The sequence below is a fragment of the Cellulomonas triticagri genome (assembly GCF_003696205.1).
GTDB lineage: Bacteria > Actinomycetota > Actinomycetes > Actinomycetales > Cellulomonadaceae > Cellulomonas > Cellulomonas triticagri.
Genome location: NZ_RFFI01000030.1, coordinates 1 through 16,156, shown reverse-complemented (window position 1 = coordinate 16,156; position 16,156 = coordinate 1). Strand labels below are relative to the sequence as shown.

18 protein-coding genes are annotated in these 16,156 nt (G+C 74.9%); 1 reads left to right on the top strand and 17 read right to left on the bottom strand.

Annotation, left to right across the window (positions count from 1 at the left end; genetic code table 11):
- Position 1: 1 nt before the first annotated feature.
- The 3 genes from rimM to rpsP form a co-directional block, all read right to left on the bottom strand.
- Positions 2–574 (bottom strand): ribosome maturation factor RimM, encoded by a 573-nt coding sequence (rimM, locus tag EBM89_RS07335; protein WP_122148798.1) that lies wholly within the window; start codon positions 572–574, stop codon positions 2–4.
- Between the two features lie 153 nt (positions 575–727).
- Entirely contained in the window at positions 728–967 is a 240-nt protein-coding gene (locus tag EBM89_RS07330; protein WP_122148797.1) for an RNA-binding protein, read from the bottom strand.
- Positions 967–1,398 carry a 30S ribosomal protein S16 gene (gene rpsP / locus EBM89_RS07325; protein ID WP_122148796.1) on the bottom strand — a complete coding sequence of 144 codons (432 nt, stop codon included), beginning with the start codon at positions 1,396–1,398 and terminating at the stop codon, positions 967–969. The genes EBM89_RS07330 and rpsP overlap by 1 nt, the downstream gene beginning before the upstream one ends.
- Before the next feature lie 272 nt (positions 1,399–1,670).
- Between rpsP and EBM89_RS07320 the strand changes: the two genes are divergently transcribed.
- Positions 1,671–3,257: a M16 family metallopeptidase gene (locus EBM89_RS07320; protein WP_122148795.1), complete on the top strand. Its 1,587-nt coding sequence runs from the start codon at positions 1,671–1,673 to the stop codon at positions 3,255–3,257.
- A 40-nt stretch (positions 3,258–3,297) separates the two neighbouring features.
- Here the strand turns inward: EBM89_RS07320 and EBM89_RS07315 are convergent, their stop codons facing one another.
- The 14 genes from EBM89_RS07315 to ftsY all read right to left on the bottom strand — a co-directional run.
- Positions 3,298–4,386, bottom strand: coding sequence for an amidohydrolase family protein (locus EBM89_RS07315; protein WP_233571606.1), 1,089 nt, complete (start codon positions 4,384–4,386; stop codon positions 3,298–3,300).
- A gap of 42 nt (positions 4,387–4,428) precedes the next feature.
- Entirely contained in the window at positions 4,429–6,030 is a 1,602-nt protein-coding gene (ffh, locus tag EBM89_RS07310) for a signal recognition particle protein (protein ID WP_122148794.1), read from the bottom strand.
- 27 nt (positions 6,031–6,057) lie between these two features.
- The gene (locus tag EBM89_RS07305) at positions 6,058–7,857 is read right to left on the bottom strand and encodes a [protein-PII] uridylyltransferase (protein ID WP_122148793.1); all 1,800 of its coding nucleotides are present in this window, start codon (positions 7,855–7,857) and stop codon (positions 6,058–6,060) included.
- A 13-nt stretch (positions 7,858–7,870) separates the two neighbouring features.
- Positions 7,871–8,212 (bottom strand): P-II family nitrogen regulator, encoded by a 342-nt coding sequence (locus EBM89_RS07300; RefSeq protein ID WP_122148792.1) that lies wholly within the window; start codon positions 8,210–8,212, stop codon positions 7,871–7,873.
- On the bottom strand, positions 8,212–9,516 hold the full coding sequence (locus EBM89_RS07295) for an ammonium transporter (protein WP_122148791.1): 1,305 nt from the start codon (positions 9,514–9,516) through the stop codon (positions 8,212–8,214). The genes EBM89_RS07300 and EBM89_RS07295 overlap by 1 nt, the downstream gene beginning before the upstream one ends.
- A gap of 171 nt (positions 9,517–9,687) precedes the next feature.
- Positions 9,688–10,764, bottom strand: a complete 1,077-nt coding sequence (locus tag EBM89_RS07290) for a hypothetical protein (RefSeq protein ID WP_122148790.1) — start codon at positions 10,762–10,764, stop codon at positions 9,688–9,690.
- On the bottom strand, positions 10,761–11,384 hold the full coding sequence (locus tag EBM89_RS07285) for an ABC transporter ATP-binding protein (RefSeq protein ID WP_122148789.1): 624 nt from the start codon (positions 11,382–11,384) through the stop codon (positions 10,761–10,763). Before EBM89_RS07285 ends, EBM89_RS07290 begins: the two co-directional genes overlap by 4 nt.
- A complete protein-coding gene (locus tag EBM89_RS07280) occupies positions 11,384–12,478 on the bottom strand; it encodes a hypothetical protein (RefSeq protein ID WP_147463478.1) in 1,095 nt (364 codons plus the stop codon). Before EBM89_RS07280 ends, EBM89_RS07285 begins: the two co-directional genes overlap by 1 nt.
- On the bottom strand, positions 12,475–12,978 hold the full coding sequence (locus EBM89_RS07275; RefSeq protein WP_147463477.1) for a hypothetical protein: 504 nt from the start codon (positions 12,976–12,978) through the stop codon (positions 12,475–12,477). Before EBM89_RS07275 ends, EBM89_RS07280 begins: the two co-directional genes overlap by 4 nt.
- Before the next feature lie 122 nt (positions 12,979–13,100).
- Complete coding sequence (locus EBM89_RS07270) at positions 13,101–13,697, bottom strand: hypothetical protein (protein ID WP_122148786.1); 597 nt, start codon at positions 13,695–13,697, stop codon at positions 13,101–13,103.
- Positions 13,694–13,969, bottom strand: a complete 276-nt coding sequence (locus EBM89_RS07265) for a hypothetical protein (protein WP_122148785.1) — start codon at positions 13,967–13,969, stop codon at positions 13,694–13,696. Before EBM89_RS07265 ends, EBM89_RS07270 begins: the two co-directional genes overlap by 4 nt.
- 136 nt (positions 13,970–14,105) lie before the next feature.
- Positions 14,106–14,621: a hypothetical protein gene (locus EBM89_RS07260; protein ID WP_158609556.1), complete on the bottom strand. Its 516-nt coding sequence runs from the start codon at positions 14,619–14,621 to the stop codon at positions 14,106–14,108.
- A gap of 77 nt (positions 14,622–14,698) precedes the next feature.
- Positions 14,699–15,061, bottom strand: a complete 363-nt coding sequence (locus EBM89_RS07255) for a hypothetical protein (protein WP_122148783.1) — start codon at positions 15,059–15,061, stop codon at positions 14,699–14,701.
- A 99-nt stretch (positions 15,062–15,160) separates the two neighbouring features.
- The coding region (gene ftsY / locus EBM89_RS07250) for a signal recognition particle-docking protein FtsY (RefSeq protein ID WP_122148782.1) at positions 15,161–16,156 on the bottom strand (996 nt) is incomplete at its 5' end.

The window sequence follows — 16,156 nt, the reverse complement described above, 5'->3', positions numbered from 1 at the left end:
GTCAGTCGCCGTCCACCGCGCCGGAGCCGCCCGAGGTCTCGTCGCTGACGACGAGGTTCGCGGCGTCGGAGGCGAGCAGCCCACCCGGGGGGTCGAGGACGACCCGGCCGCCGGGGACGTCCACCACGGGCACGATCGCGCGGACGAACGGCACGAGCGTGCGCGCGCCGTCGGGCTCCCGCAGCACGAGCGCGTCCTGCGCGGGCAGGTGCTCGAGGCCCACGACCTCGCCGAGCACCCGGCCGTCGACGTGCTCCGCGCGCAGCCCGGCGAGCTCGTGCGGGTACCAGGCGTCCTCGTCGTCCGAGGCGTCCGCGTCGTCGACGTCGACCACGAGCTCCACGCCGCGCAGCGCCTCAGCGGCTGTGCGGTCGGGGACCTCGGCGAACGTCACGTACCAGCGGCCCTGCTGCTCGCGGGTGCGCACCACCGTGAGCGGACCGCGGTCCGCGGGCTCGGTGGGCAGCACCGCACCGGTGGCGAGCCGGGCGGCGGGGTCGTCGGTGCGCAGGTCGAGCGCGAGCTCGCCGCGCAGGCCGTGGGCGCGGCCGATCCGGGCGACCGTCAGCAGCATGGGGTTCCTCTCGGGGTCCGGTGGCCGGACCAGCGTAGGGCGGGCACCCCGGCACGACCCGGGGCACGGCACAGGCCCGGTCCCACGACGGGGACCGGGCCTGTGCCGGTACGACTCACCGGCGGTGGCGCGTGCCACCACCGGACGCGCGGCTCACCGCCGGGCGACGTCCACGACGTCGACGCGCACCGGACCGTCGGTCGACAGCGCACCGACGACGGTGCGCAGCGCCCGGGCGGTCCGGCCGTTGCGGCCGATGACGCGCCCGAGGTCCTCGGGGTGCACCCGGACCTCGAGCAGGTCGCCCCGGCGCAGCGTGCGGGCGTCCACCCGCACGTCGTCCGGGTGGTCGACGATGCCCCGGACCAGGTGCTCCAGCGCGTCGGCGAGCATCAGGCCTGCTCGTCCTCGGCCGGCGCCTCGTCGGCGGCCGGGGCCTCGGCAGCGGCGGCCTTCTTCTCGGACGCCTTGGCCTTGGCCTTCTCGGCGTCCGCGGCGACGGCGTCGACCGCGGCCTTGACGTCGGCCGGGGCGGCCTTGGTCCGCAGGGTGCCCTCGGCGCCCGGCAGGCCCTTGAACTTCTGCCAGTCGCCGGTCACCTTGAGCAGCGCGAGGACCTGCTCGGTCGGCTGCGCGCCGACGCTCAGCCAGTACTGGGCGCGCTCCGAGGTGATCTCGATGAGCGACGGCTCCTCGGTCGGGTGGTACTTCCCGATCTCCTCGATGACGCGGCCGTCACGCTTGGTGCGGGAGTCCGCGACGACGACGCGGTAGTACGGCGCCCGGATCTTGCCGAGGCGCTTCAGGCGGATCTTGGTGGCCACAGTGTGGTCTCTCCTGGGTGTCTACGGGGCGGCCGTCGCGGGCGGGCACGTGGGGCATGCCGACCGGTCCGGCCTGAAGGACACGGCACCGCGCGGGTAGAGGGGCCGCGCGCGCCGAGTACAGCAGATCATTCTGCCAGACGCGGGGCCGGTCCCCAACCGTGCGCCGTTCGGAGGACATGGCGCCGGTGGCGCGGCGCACCCGCGTGCCCGCGCGCTACGGTATGCGCCGCCCCGCCCTGCGGCGGCGCGGAGGAGAGGACGGTCCCACCATGGCGGTGGCCAGCGGCACCGAGCACCACGAGACGACCCGAGCCGGCGTGCTCACGCGGTGGACCGAGATCCCGGGAGACGTGTACGGCTTCCTCGTGTTCGGGCTGGGCCAGCGCGACCTGGCACCCCGCTTCGCCGGAGCGCACCACCTCGTCGAGCACCTCGTGATGCGCCGGGTCGGGCCGGTCGCGACCGAGCACAACGCGTTCTCGTCGTCGGACTCCGTGGTGTTCCACGCCAGCGGCACCGCCGACGACGTCCTCGGGTTCCTCCGGCGCGTCGGGGCAGCGGTCCGCGACCTCGCGACCGTCACCCAGACCGAGGTCGATCTGGAACGCGCGGCGATCATGGCGGAGATCGGGCCCGACGGCGTCTACGCGAGCGGGGACGTGCTGCTCCCCCGCTTCGGACCCACGGGGCTCGGCATGGTGGACATTGGCCACGCGGCGCTTCCGGCGCTGTCGACGCAGGACGTGCTCGCCTTCGCGGCGTCGTGGTTCACGACGGGGAACGCCCGGCTCGTGCTGACGACCGAGCCGCCCGCGGACCTCGACCTCGGTCTGCCCCCGGGCTCCGCGCCGGGGCGGGTCACCCAGGCGGCCCCGCTGCCCGTGCGGACGCCGGCGTACGTCGTCGGGGCCTCCGACGGCGTCGCGCTCTCGCTGCTGGTCGGGGCGGACCCGGCGACCCGCTGGCTCGTCGCGGACGTCCTCGTGGAGGCGCTGCGCCGACATCTGCGCGGCGCCCGCGGCCTGGTCTACGACGTCCAGCTGCACGCGATGCGCGTCGACGAGGACCGGGTCTGCTGGACCGTGCTGACCGATCCCCACGACGGCTCGGTCGACGAGACGGCGCTGGAGGCGTTCGCCGTCGTCACCGACCTGGCGGCCTCCGGTCCGGACGCCGGGCTCCTGGACCACGTCCGCGCCACGGCGCTGGCGGAGCACCGCAGCGTCGACGGGCGGGTGGGCAGGCTCCTCGGGGCGGCGGAGCTGGACCTGCGGGGCTGGTCGGCTGCCCCGGAGCAGGCGCTGCGCGACCGCATCGAGGCCATCACCGGGGACGAGATCGCGGCGGTCCTGCGGGCTTCCGTCCCGAGCCTGCTGCTCTGCGTGCCCGGGCGGCTGGGGATCAGCGAGGACACCGAGGCCCGCCTCGTCGCGTCAGGTCTGACGCTCCACCAGCCGCTCGCGACGTACGACGGGATGACGCCGCAGGAGATCCAGGAGGACCTGCTGACGGACGGGTTCCCGGGCTCGGGCAACGGCAGCCTGCTGCGTCCCGCCATGTCCTCGCACCGAGGGCGCCGCTTCTCGCCGTGGCGCAAGAGCGAGGTCCTGATCGGACGCCACCAGATCGCGGTCGTCGACGTCGGGGGGCGCATCCGCGTCGAGGACGTCGCGCTCCTCGGTCGAGACGACGACGGCGACGTCGAGGTCATCACCCGGCAAGGGGGTGTGCTGTTCCTCAACCCGGCGAACTTCCGCGGTGCCGTCGAGCCGTGGGACCGGTTCGTCGCGGGCCTGCCCCCGGAAGTCGTGCGGCACAAGTCCGGCTACCGCGGCCGGCCCGACGAGGCGGGGTGAGCACCGCCGTGACGCGCCTCGCCGCACCTGACGCGGCGCCTCAGGCCACCCGGGACCCGCGCAGCACGACCGCGGCGGGATCGGCGAGCACCCGGACGTCCTCGCGCGGGTCGTCCGCGTAGACCACCAGGTCCGCGCTCTCCCCCTCGGCCAGGCCGGGGACGCCGAGCCACGCGCGGGTGCGCCAGGACGCCGCCGCGACGACGACCCGGTCCGGCAGCCCCGCCGCGACCATCTCGGCGGCCTCGTCAGCGATCCGCCCGTGGCCGATCGTGCCGCCCGCGTCGGTGCCGACGAGCAGCGGCACCCCGGCGTCGTGCAGGTCGCGGACGTGCGCGTACCGGCGGGCGTGCATCCGCCGCATCCGGGCGGCGTACACCGGGTACCGGTCGGCCCGCTCGGCGATGGCGCCGAACTGCGCGACCTGCAGCAGCGTGGCGGTGACGGGGATCCCGGCGTCGGCGATGCGGGCGACGTGCCGGTCCTCGGCGCCGGTGGCGTGCTCCAGGCAGTCGACCCCGGCGCCGAGCAGGTCGTCCAGCGACTCGGACGCGAAGGTGTGGGCGGTGACCCGCGCCCCGGCGGCGTGCGCGACCCGCACGGCCTCGGCGAGCAGGTCCGCGGGCCACAGCGGGCGCAGGTCGCCGTCGGGCCCGAGGTCGCGGTCGATCCAGTCGGCGACGAGCTTGACCCACCCGTCACCCCGGGCGGCCTCCTCGGCGACGGCGTCCGGCAGCCCCTCCGGGGCGGCGAGCTCGCGACCGTAGTGCCGCAGGTACCGCTTGGGGAGTGCGAGGTGCCGTCCGGCGCGGATCAGCCGGGGCAGGTCGTCGCGGCGGTGCACCCAGCCGGTGTCGGCGGGCGAGCCGGCGTCGCGGACCAGGAGCACGCCCGTGTCGCGGTCGGCGAGCGCCTGCGCCTCGGCGGTCGCCCGGTCGACGGCACCCTCGGCGGCGAGGCCGATGTGGCAGTGCACGTCCACGAGCCCGGGCAGCACCCAGCCGTCGACCGTCGTGGCGTCGCCGCCGGGCCGGTCGAACGTGATCCGCCCGCCGACGACCCACGCCTCCCCGACGACCCGGTCGTCGTCGAGGACGACCGGGCCGGTCAGGTGGAGCACGTCACCCACGCGCACCTCCTCGTGCGACTGCGACGACGGCGACGACCGGGTTCAGCGGCCGAGGAACTTGCCGAGGTCCTCGATGCTGGACGGGTCGAACGCGTCCTGCTGCTGCGGTGCACCGCCGAGCCCGAACGCCGAGCCCTGCGCGGCGGCGGGTGCGGCCGGGGCGATGCCCGCGGCTCGGTCGGCGGCGGCCCGCTCCTGCTGGGCGCGCTTGGCCGGGTTGCCGGACTTGCCCTTGGCCTTCTTGGGCGCGGCGACGCGGCCGCGGCCCTTCTTGCCGGTGCCGGGCAGGTTGCCCATGCCGGGGATCGGCATGCCGCCGCCCTTGGCCATCTGCTGCATCATCTTCTGCGCGGCGGTGAACCGCTCCAGCAGGCCGTTGACGTCGGACACCTGGGTGCCGGAGCCGGCGGCGATGCGGGCGCGGCGCGAGCCGTTGAGGATCTTCGGGTTGTCGCGCTCGGCGGGGGTCATCGAGCGGATGATCGCCTCGACCCGGTCGACCTCGCGCTCGTCGAAGTTCTCGATGGCCTCGCGCATCTGGCCCATGCCCGGGAGCATCCCGAGCATCTTCTTCATCGAGCCCATGTTCTTCAGCTGCTGCATCTGCTGCAGGAAGTCCGCGAGCGTGAAGCCCTGGCCGGAGGCGAGCTTGCCCGCCATCTGCTCGGCCTGCTCGGCGTCGAACGCCTGCTCGGCCTGCTCGATGAGGGTGAGCACGTCACCCATGTCGAGGATGCGGGACGCCATCCGGTCGGGGTGGAACACCTCGAAGTCGGTGAGCTTCTCACCGGTGGAGGCGAACAGGATGGGGCGGCCGGTGACGGACGCGACGGACAGCGCGGCACCACCGCGCGCGTCGCCGTCGAGCTTGGACAGCACGACGCCGGTGAAGCCGACGCCCTCCTGGAAGGCGGTGGCCGTGGCGACGGCGTCCTGGCCGATCATCGCGTCGATGACGAACAGGATCTCGTCGGGGTCCACGGCGTCGCGGATGTCCGCGGCCTGCCGCATGAGCTCCGCGTCCACGCCGAGGCGGCCCGCGGTGTCGACGATCAGCACGTCGTGCTGGCGCGCCTGCGCGGTCGCGAGGCCCTCGCGGGCGACGGCGACCGGGTCGGCGCCGACGACGACGTCCTGCTCCGAGCCCTGGTTGCCGGGGTGCGGGGCGAACACCGGCACGCCGGCGCGCTCGCCGACGACCTGGAGCTGCGTCACCGCGTTGGGGCGCTGCAGGTCGGCCGCGACGAGCATCGGGGTGTGGCCCTGCGACTTCAGGTGCAGGGCGAGCTTGCCCGCGAGGGTCGTCTTGCCCGCACCCTGGAGGCCCGCGAGCAGGATGACGCTCGGCGGGTTCTTCGCCAGCGCGAGCGGGCGGTTCTGGCCGCCGAGGATCGCGACGAGCTCGTCGTTGACGATCTTGACGACCTGCTGCGCCGGGTTCAGCGCGCCGGAGACCTCGGCCGACAGGGCCCGCTCCCGGACGGCTCCGGTGAACTGCCGCACCACGGGCACGGCGACGTCCGCGTCGAGCAGCGCCCGGCGGATCTCGCGCACGGTGGCGTCGATGTCCGCCTCGGACAGCCGCCCCTTGGAGCGCAGGTTCTTGAAGGTCGACGTCAGTCGGTCGGACAGGGTGGCGAACACCGCGCGATCCTCACGCTCTCTCGGCGGTCAGGGACGTCCCAGGGTACCCGCCAGCCGGGCCGTCGCCCGCGCCACGAGGTCGTCGACCAGCTGGGCGCGCCACGCGGTCCACGCGGTGGGCCCCGCGGAGGACGCGTCGGCCTCCGTCAGGGCGCGCAGCAGCGCGAGCAGGTCGGCCCGGTGGTCGACGGCGGCGAGCAGCCGGTCGACGGTCGCCGGGTCGTCCGGGTCGGCGGCGGTGGCGAGCTCGGACAGGGTCAGGTGCTCGCGCACCAGCAGGGTCACGTCGGCGACGTCGCCCGGCCCGAAGCCCATCCGGTGCAGCACCGGCCCGACCAGCCGCGCACCGACGACGGAGTGGTCCCCCGCCCCGGCGCGCTTGCCGAGGTCGTGCAGCAGCGCCGCGACGAGCAGCACGTCCGGCCGGTCGACACCCCGGCGCAGCCCGGCGGCGCGCGCGGCCGCCTCGACCATGTGCCGGTCGACGGTGTGCCGGTGGATCGGCGAGCGCTGCGGCCGGTTGCGGACGCCCGCCCACTCCGGGATCCAGGTGGTGACGACCCCGGCGAGGTCGAGGGCCTCCCACACGGGCACCTGCGCGGGCCCGGTCGCAAGCAGCTGCAGCAGCAGGGTGCGGGCGGCCTTCGGCCAGGGCTCGGGCAGCGGCGGGGTGCGCGTCAGGCTCGCGATGGTGATGGGCGACAGGGTCAGACCGGTCCGGGCTGCGGTGGCGGCGGCGCGCAGGGACAGCAGCGGGTCGGCCGCGGGCTGGGCGTCCGCGGCGAGCACGAGCTCGCCGTCGTGCTCGACCAGCCCCTCGCCGACGGTCCGCAGGCGCGGCGGGGTGCGGCGGCCGCGCACGAGCACGGGCTTGCGCGCCGGGCGGGCCAGCGCCTGCCGGGCGTTGCGGGCCGTGGTGTCCAGCGCGTACGAGATGACCCGCCCCGCCTCCGCGAGGCTGGCCAGCAGGTCGTCCCGGTCGCCGACGCCCAGCAGCTCGGCCACCTCGTCCTGGTCGGCCAGCAGCAACCGGTTGGTGTGCCGCCGGGACACGGTCTGCACGGCGTCGCGCACGTCCAGCAGGTGCGCGTGCGCGCGGTCCACGGCACCGTGCGGCCGGTCGGTCAACCAGGTCGCGGCCAGGGCCGAGAGCACCACGGCGTCCCGGATGCCGCCCCGCGCCTCCTTCAGGTCCGGCTCGATGAGGTAGGCGAGCTCGCCGAACCGCTCCGCGCGCTGCCGCGTCGAGGCCAGCAGCTCGGGCAGGCGCCGCCGGGCGGCCGACCGCCAGTCCGCGAGCAGCGCGGCACGCGCCCGGTGCACGATGCCCGGGTCCCCCGCGACCAGCCGCAGGTCCAGCAGCCCCACCGCGGCGGGCAGGTCCTTGGACGCCACCTGGCGGCACTGCGCGAGCGAGCGCACCGCGTGGTCGAGGTCCAGCCCCGCGTCCCACACCGGGTACCAGAGCCGGTCCGCGAGCCGGGCCAGGTCCTCGGCCGAACGCCCGCGCCCGTCGTGCACCAGCAGCAGGTCCAGGTCGCTCGCCGGGCTGGTGTCCCCGCGCCCGACGCTGCCGACCGCCCCGAGCGCGATCCCCGTGACGGGCTCCCCGTCGGTGGCCAGGTCCCACTGCTCCGCGAGCCGCGTCAGCACCAGGTCCGCCATCGCGCGCCGCCGGGCCTCGCCGTCGCTGCCCGGTCCGGACAGCCGCACCGCCAGGTCGAGCCGCTCACGGCGGAGGTCCCGCACCCCAGCACTGCTGCTGGGGTGCGGGACCTCCGTGGACCCGCCGGGGGCGTCGCCCCCGGACGGCAGTCCGTCCGTCATCCGTCGCCGTCCGTCAGAGGGCGTCGGGGCCGTGCTCACCGGTGCGGACGCGCGCGACGTCCTCCACCGGCACGACCCACACCTTGCCGTCGCCGATCTTGCCGGTCTGGGCGGCCTTGACGACCACCTCGACGACGCCCGGGGCGTCCTCGTCCGTGACCAGCACGTCGATCTTCACCTTGGGCACCAGGTCGACGGTGTACTCCGCCCCCCGGTAGACCTCGGTGTGACCGCGCTGGCGGCCGTAGCCGCTGGCCTCGCTGACCGTCAGGCCGCGGACACCCGCCGCCTCGAGTGCGGACTTCACGTCGTCCAGCCGGTGCGGCTGGATGACCGCGCTCACGAGCTTCGTCATCACTTCACCTCCGTCACCACGCGGGCGCCGCCCAGCGTCTCGTATGCGGTCTCACCGTGCACGGCGAGGTCGATGCCGCCGACCTCGGCCTCCTCGCTGACCCGCCAGCCGAGCGTGGCCTTGAGGATGAAGCCGATCACCGCGGTGACCAGACCCGAGAACACCAGGGCCAGCAGCGCGATCACGACCTGCACGACGAGGAGCTGCACGCCGTCGCCGAAGAACAGGCCACCCTCGGCGGCCAGGAAGCCGATGCCGATGGTGCCGACGAGGCCGCCGACCAGGTGGACGCCGACGACGTCGAGCGAGTCGTCGAAGCCGAACTTGTACTTGAGGCCGACCGCCAGGGCGCAGAGCACACCGGCGACGACGCCCAGGATGATCGCGGTGACCGGGCGCAGCGCGCCGGCCGCCGGGGTGATCGCGACCAGACCCGCGACGATGCCGGAGGCGGCACCCAGCGAGGTGGCGTGGCCGTCGCGGATCTTCTCCGTGATGAGCCAGCCGATGATCGCCGCGGCCGTGGCGGCCGTGGTGTTGACCCAGGCGAGACCCGCGGTGCCGTCGGCGGTGAACGCCGAGCCCGCGTTGAAGCCGAACCAGCCGAACCACAGCAGGGCGGCGCCCAGCATGACGAACGGCAGGTTGTGCGGACGCATCGGCTCCTTGCCGAAGCCCTTGCGCTTGCCGATGATCAGCGCGAGCACCAGGCCCGCGATACCGGCGTTGATGTGGACGACCGTGCCACCGGCGAAGTCGATCGGGGCGACCGTGGCCGCGCCGTCGGTGGTGCCGAACAGCATCGCGGCGATGCCGCTCTCGGAGCCGGACAGCGCGCCGCCGCCCCACACCATGTGCGCCAGCGGGAAGTAGCTGACCGTGGCCCACAGGGCGGTGAACGCCACCCAGGTGCCGAACTTGACGCGGTCCGCGATGGCGCCGCTGATGAGGGCGACCGTGATGATCGCGAAGGTCACCTGGAAGGCGACGCCGACGATGGCCGGCACGCCGTACCCGTCGATCAGGAACTCGCCGTTCTCGTCCCAGATCGCGCCGGAGAGGCCGAACTGGTCGAACGGGTTGCCGAACAGGCCGCCCACGTCCGAGCCGTAGGACATCGACCAGCCCCAGAACACGTACACGACCACGACGACCGCGATGCTGATGAAGGACATCATCATCATGTTGAGCACGGACTTGCTGCGGACCATGCCGCCGTAGAAGAACGCCAGTCCGGGCGTCATGAGCAGCACCAGGGACGCTGACATCAGCATCCAGGCTGTGGCTCCGGTGTCCATCTCCATGTGGAACGCCTCTCCCCTCGCCAGCCGGGCGGCCGGATCGGGGACCAGAGTCGTGGTCGGGGATTTCCGCCGACGGCAGGGCGCGTTACGCCCGTGTGACGACGACGCCCGCGACGTAAACGTTGTGTTGCCAGGCGGTCGGAATCTCGCAGGGCGAGCAGCACGGGACCGTCACGACTCCTTCAGGACCCGGAACACCGAGCCCCGCCCCACGAGGGCGAGGCCGAGCAGCGGCAGCACCGCGAGGACGGCCAGCAGCCGGGTGACGTCCAGCAGGACCAGGTCCCGCACGACGGCGTGGCCCAGCGCCGGCGCCGCCACCACCACGCCCGCCGCGACGCCGGCGAGCGCGGGGCCGAGCACCAGCACCACCGACTCCGCCGCGAGCCGCAGCGTGAGCACCCCGGAGTCCGCACCCAGCAGGCGCAGCAGCGCGAGGTCCGCCCGCCGGGCCGACCAGCACGCCGCCGCGGTCGCGACCGCGAGGCCCGCCGCGAGCGCCCACCACGGGCCGGACGCACGTGCGGCGAGCGCGGACTGCGGGTCGACGGCACGGGTCAGGTCCACGACGGGCCGGGGCGACCCCGCGACCCCGTCGAACCACGACGAGAGCGCGGGCAGCACCGCGGCGGCGTGGTCGGGGTCCACGTCGACCAGGCACCGGTCGACCGTCCCCGTGGCGGGAACCACCGTGAGCAGCTGCCGGTCCGCCGTGGGGTCGCGCGGGGTTCCGTCGGCGGGCACGACGGCGACCCGCGCCGAGCCGGCGACCCCGGACGTCTCCGCCCACACCGCCACGTCGCCGGGCCGCAGGCCGGTGGAGCCCGCCGCGTGCGGACCCACGAGCACCTCACCGGCCAGCGGGGCCGCCGTCCCCGGCCACACGACGGCGACGTAGCCGGGCGTCACGGCCGCCACGTCGTACCGCGAGGCGGGAGCGGTGACCAGCCGGACCGGCGTCGTCGCCGTCCGGCCGCCCGCGGCGCGCACGCCCTGCCACGCCCCGACCGCCGCGCACGACGCGGCGTCCACGCCCGCCCCTTGCGCGCCGGTGACCTCGTGCACGAACCGCCCCTCCGCGACCTGGGCGTCCCACACCTCTCGCACGCGGTCGACGTCGGACGCCACCAGCAGCACCGTCGACGCCCCCGCGGCCGCGGCCACCACGACGACCAGCGTGGTGAGGAGCCACCGGGCCAGCAGGTCCCGCAGCGCCTCGTCGAGGACGACGACCCGGGCCCGCCTCACGCCGGTCGCCCGGCCACCAGGTCCACGACCCGGTCGCACCCGTCAGCGACGACCCGGTCGTGCGTCGCGACCAGCACCAGGCGACCCGCCGACGCGACGGCGAGCAGCGCCTGCACGACCCGGTCGCGCGCGTGCGCGTCGAGCGAGGCGGTCGGTTCGTCCGCGACGACGACGGGTGCCTCCTGCACCAGCGCGCGAGCCACGGCCACCCGCTGCCGCTCGCCGCCCGACAGCCGCCGCACCCGCGTGCCCGCCCGGTCGCCGAGCCCGAGCCCGTCCAGCGCGTCGCGCGCCACCGCGTCCGCCGCCGCGCGCGTGCACCCGCGGGCGAGGGCGCCGAGCGCGACGTTGTCCACCGCCGAGCGGGCACCGAGCAGAGGGGTGGTCTGCATGACCCAAGCCACGTCCCGGGCGTCGACCGGACGCCCGCCTCGCAGCACCGTCCCCGCGTCCGGGGCGAGCAGACCGGCGACCACCGCCAGCAGGGTCGTCTTGCCCGAACCCGACGGCCCGACCACCGCCACCGACCCCACCGGGGCGAGGTCGAGGTCGACGCCGTCGAGCACGTGCCGACCGCCGAGCGTGACGTGCACGCCCCGCAGCTCCAGGCCGCCCGACATCACGTCGCTGCCCCGCCGCCCGCCGGCACCTCCACCCGGTCCGCCGCGTCGAGGTCGCCGACGACGACGGTGGTGGAGGGCCCGTCCGCTCCGACCACGGTCACGGCGACCTCCTCGTCGCGCCCGTCCCGCTGGCGCCGCACGGACGTGGACCCGTCCGGTCCCGAGCGCACGGCGGCGGACGCCACCGCCCACGAGCCTGGCACCGGAGGCGAGACCGCGACCGCGTCCACGGCGACGGCGCCGCGGTCGACCGCTGCCGTCACGGCCGGCAGCCCCGCGGCGTCCACCTCGTCACGGGCCTCGACCAGCGGCAGCACAGCACCACCGACCCGCAGCTCCGCGTCGGGAGCGACCGAACGCGCCTCGTCCCCGACCGCCGGGACGGCGGACGTGTCTTGCTCCCCGGCGAGCGTCGCCGCGCGCGCCGCCCACTCCTGCGACGTCACCCGGGCCTCCAGGAGGACGGCGGCGCCGGTCACCACCGGCGCCCCCACGTCCGGCGCCGGCGCCCCCACGTCCAGGTCCAGGTCGGCGACCGTCAGCACCGGCGCCGACATGTGCAGCACCCAGGACGGGTCGAACTGCTCCGTGCGACCGGCACCCAGCTGCTCCGCGAGCGCCCGGACCCCGCGCCCCGTCACCGCGGTGAACCGGTCCCCAGCGCCGTGCGCGAGCCCGCGCTCGGCCAGCAGCCCGTGCAGCACCGCCACGTCGGGGCCCCGGTCGCCCTGCACCAGCAGCCGCGTGACGGGTCGCTCCCCCGCGTGCGCCACCCGGGTCACACCCGCGACGACGACGACCGCGTCGCCGCTGCGGACCTCGTCGCCCACGGCGAGGTGCCGCACCTCGACGACCCCGTCCCACGCGGGAGCGACCAGCGTCGGCCCCGCCTCCCACGACAGCGCCAGGCCGAGTCGCTGCTCCCGGGCGCCGTCGACCGCGCGCACCCCGACCCACGCGGCCTCGTCGGTCGCGAACCGCACCTGGTCGGCCTCCCTGCTCAGGACCGCGACCACCGTGACCGGTGCCGCCACCCAGGCCAGCACCACCGCCCCCGCCAGTGCCAGCCGCGCCACCGAGGACGGCGTCACCACGACACGCTCACCCCGTCGAGGTCGGGACGGACCTCCTCCGCCGCGGAGACGATGCACTCCCCCAGGTCGTGCTCCGCCTCGAACGGCATCCGCACCGCCATGTCCTGCGCGTTGCGGATGTCGCCCGACATGACGTAGCCGCGGTCCGCCAGGCACGCCAGCGACGCGTCCCGGATGTCGGCGTCCATCACCGCGTCGTGCGTCGCCCGGTAGGCGATCGACACCGACCAGAACCACCGCTGCAGGCACGCGTCGCTGAGCGCCCAGATCTCCTCGTCGTCCGACGCGCCGACCGGGAACCCGAACTCCAGCGTGAGGTTGTCGATCGGGGAGAGCGTGGGCTCGGAGATGCCGTTGCCGCCCTGCTCGGCGCAGGTGCGGACGTGGTCGATCGCCTGCTCGTAGTCCGCCCGGCTCACCGACCCCGTGGCGAGCACGTCGGCCTGCTCGGTCCACCCGTGCTCGCGGGCCTCGCGCTCGAGGTCGGCGAACGACACCGGTTCCAGCGTCCGGACGGGCTCCCCGGGCTCCGCCACGCCGCCGGCACAACCGACCAGCACGGCGGACCCGAGGACGACGGCGACCGACCGAGGTCCCCCGGGAGCACGACCCCGCACGCTCACCACGACACGCCGACGCTCGCGAGGTCGGGGCGCAGGCGCACTTCGCTGTCACCGATGCAGTCGGCGAGATCGGGCTCGCGCTCGTGGTCGATCCGCTCGGCCATCTCGCGGGCGTTGCGGACGTCACCGACGATCTCGTGCCCGAGGTCAGCCATGCACGCGAGCGTCGCCATGCGGATGTCGTCGTCCATCACGGCGTCGTGCGTCGCGACGTAGGCCGTCTGCACCGACCACAGGTGCTGCTGGGAGCACTCGTCGCTGATCGCCCACACCTGGTCCTCCGGGAGCGCCCCGATGGGGAAGGCGAACTCCCACGTCAGGTTGTCGATCGGTGACAGCACGGGTTCGGTGATCCCGTTGGCCCGTGCCTCGGCACAGGCACGGGTGTCGTCGATCGCCTGCTCGTAGTCCGCCGCCGTGACGACGCCGTCGGCGAGCAGCGCGACCTGCGTGTCCCAACCGTGGGCACGCGCCTCCGCCTCCAGGTCCGCGACGGACTGGTACTCGAGGACGCGCACCGGACCGTCCGACGTCGGCGCCGCGTGGCACCCCCCGATCACGGCGGAGACGGCAGCGGCGCCGACGACCGTCACGAGAGCGTGACGGCGCACGAGGGGCAGCCCTTGTGCCGACCGGTGGTGTCACCCAGGCTGGTGGCCTGGTGCTTCGCCGTCCCCCGCACAGCGGACGAGGTGGTCCACTGGATCGCCCCGCTGCTGCTCACGTCGTTCTGCCCGCAGGCGCGTGCGACTGCGCGGTTGTCGCCGAACGCCGACGCAGGATCGGCGTGGACCAGAGTCGCCCCGCCGACGAGCAACGCGGTGACGGGGACGACCGCGACCAGGCGCCGGAGGAAGGTGGACATGCTGCCGCTCCGTTCGATCGGACTGCGGCTGATGTCGCGCTCAACCTAGCGACCTGGACCCCACCACCCCCGGGACCCACGTCCCACACGCAGCCCAGACGCCGTTCACGGACTCCTGGGCGTCGAGCCGCGCGGGTCACCAGGCCACGCCCACCATGGGCAGATCCGGGCGGACCTGCATCGCCGCCTCCACGATGCAGTCGGACAGCACCTCCCCGTCCTCCGGGGACACCCGTGCCGCCATGTCGCGGGCGTTGCGGATCTCTCCCACCATCGGGAAGCCCGCGTCCGCCATGCACGTGAGGGACGCCGCCAGGATGTCGGCGTCCATCACGGCCTCGTGCGAGACCTGGTAGCCCGTCTCGACCAACGAGTGCCACCGCTGCAGGCACCGGTCGCTGAGGTCCCAGATCACCTCGTCGTCCATCGCCCCGACCGGGAACCCGAACTCCAGTGTCAGGTTGTCGATCGGCGAGAGCGTCGGCTCGGAGATGCCGTTCCCGCCGTCCTCCGCGCACGCCCGCACGTGGTCGATCGCCTGCTCGTAGTCGGCACGGGTCACGTAGCCCTTCGCCAGCACGTCCGCCTGCTCTGTCCAGCCGTGCTCCCGTGCCCGGCGCTCGAGCTCGGCGATCTCGAGCTGCTCGATCACCCGGATCGGTTCGCCCGTCGGTGCGGGCCGCGCGCAGGCTCCGCCCACCCCGATGACGACGATGGCGACCAAGGCGCTCAGGACAGCGTGACGGCGCACGACTCGCAGCCCTTGTGCCGGCCCGTGGTGTCCGCGAGGCTCTCCGCGTACGCCTGCGCGATGTCCCGCACCCCCGGGCCCTTGCGCCAACTGATGCCGATGCCCTTGACGTTCAGCCCTGCCCACAGGATGTCCTGGCAGCTGCCCGAGTAGTGGCTGGTCTTGGCCGAGCCGGACATCGCGCTGCCGCTGCTGTTGACCCAATTCTGCCCGCAGGCGCGGGAGACCGCCCGGTTGTACCCGAACGCCTCCGCCGAGTCGGCGTCCAGCAGCACCGCACCGCCGACGACCAGGGCCGTGACCGGGACCAGCGCCAGCAGGCGCTTGAGGGTGTTCCGCATCGTCCACCCCGTCCGCCTCGCGGTGACCGCCGTCGGCCTCCGCTCGTGCGGACGAAAGTAAGGCCGCCCGCACCACTCACCGCGCGGGCGGACACCTACTCACCCCAGGATGCCGTCCACGAACTCCTCGGCGTCGAACGGCGCGAGGTCGTCCGGGCCCTCGCCGAGCCCGACGAGCTTGACCGGCACGCCGAGCTCGCGCTGCACCGCGACGACGATGCCGCCCTTGGCGGTGCCGTCGAGCTTGGTCAGCACGATGCCGGTGACCCCGGCGACCTCCGCGAAGACGCGGGCCTGGTTCATGCCGTTCTGGCCGGTGGTCGCGTCGAGGACGAGCAGCACCTCGGACAGCGGCGCGGTGCGGGTGATGACGCGCGTGATCTTGCCGAGCTCGTCCATGAGGCCGGCCTTGTTCTGCAGGCGGCCCGCGGTGTCGACGAGCACGACGTCGACGCCCTCGGCGACGCCGTCGCGCACGGCCTCGAACGCGACCGATGCGGGGTCGGCGCCGTCCTTGTCGGAACGCACGGTGCGCACGCCGACGCGCGATCCCCAGGTCTCGAGCTGGTCGGCGGCGGCGGCACGGAAGGTGTCGGCCGCGCCGAGCAGCACGGTGCGCTCCTCGGCGACGAGCACGCGCGACAGCTTGCCGACGGTGGTGGTCTTGCCGGTGCCGTTGACGCCGACGACCAGCACGACGGCGGGGACGGTGCTGCCGTCCTCGGCGGTGGTGGGCTCGGTCGCGAGCGACCGGTCGAGCGTCGGGTCCACGAGGGCGAGCAGCTGCTCGCGTAGCAGGGCCCGCACCTGCGCGGGGTCCTTGAGGCCCTGCACGCGGGCCTGCGTGCGCAGGGCGTCCACGAGGTCGCCGGACGGGCCGGCGCCGACGTCGGCGAGCAGCAGCGTCTCCTCCAGCTCCTCCCAGTCGTCCTCGGTGAGGTGGTCGCGGGAGAGCACCTGGAGCATCCGGGCGCCCAGCGGCGAGCCGGAGCGGGCCAGGCGGTCGCGCAGCCGGGAGAGGCGGCCCGCGGCCGGGGCGGGGACCTCCAGCGCCGGGGCCGCGGCGGCGTCCTCGGGGGCGGGCGCCTCGGGCGC

Excerpts from the sequence above, each read along its gene's own strand:
- rimM (WP_122148798.1), bottom strand. The coding sequence starts at position 574 with ATGCTGCTGACGGTCGCCCGGATCGGCCGCGCCCACGGCCTGCGCGGC.
- EBM89_RS07330 (WP_122148797.1), bottom strand. The coding sequence starts at position 967 with ATGCTCGCCGACGCGCTGGAGCACCTGGTCCGGGGCATCGTCGACCAC.
- EBM89_RS07320 (WP_122148795.1), top strand. The coding sequence starts at position 1,671 with ATGGCGGTGGCCAGCGGCACCGAGCACCACGAGACGACCCGAGCCGGC.
- EBM89_RS07305 (WP_122148793.1), bottom strand. The coding sequence starts at position 7,857 with ATGACGGACGGACTGCCGTCCGGGGGCGACGCCCCCGGCGGGTCCACG.
- EBM89_RS07300 (WP_122148792.1), bottom strand. The coding sequence starts at position 8,212 with ATGACGAAGCTCGTGAGCGCGGTCATCCAGCCGCACCGGCTGGACGAC.
- EBM89_RS07295 (WP_122148791.1), bottom strand. The coding sequence starts at position 9,516 with ATGGAGATGGACACCGGAGCCACAGCCTGGATGCTGATGTCAGCGTCC.
- EBM89_RS07285 (WP_122148789.1), bottom strand. The coding sequence starts at position 11,384 with ATGTCGGGCGGCCTGGAGCTGCGGGGCGTGCACGTCACGCTCGGCGGT.
- EBM89_RS07265 (WP_122148785.1), bottom strand. The coding sequence starts at position 13,969 with ATGTCCACCTTCCTCCGGCGCCTGGTCGCGGTCGTCCCCGTCACCGCG.
- EBM89_RS07255 (WP_122148783.1), bottom strand. The coding sequence starts at position 15,061 with ATGCGGAACACCCTCAAGCGCCTGCTGGCGCTGGTCCCGGTCACGGCC.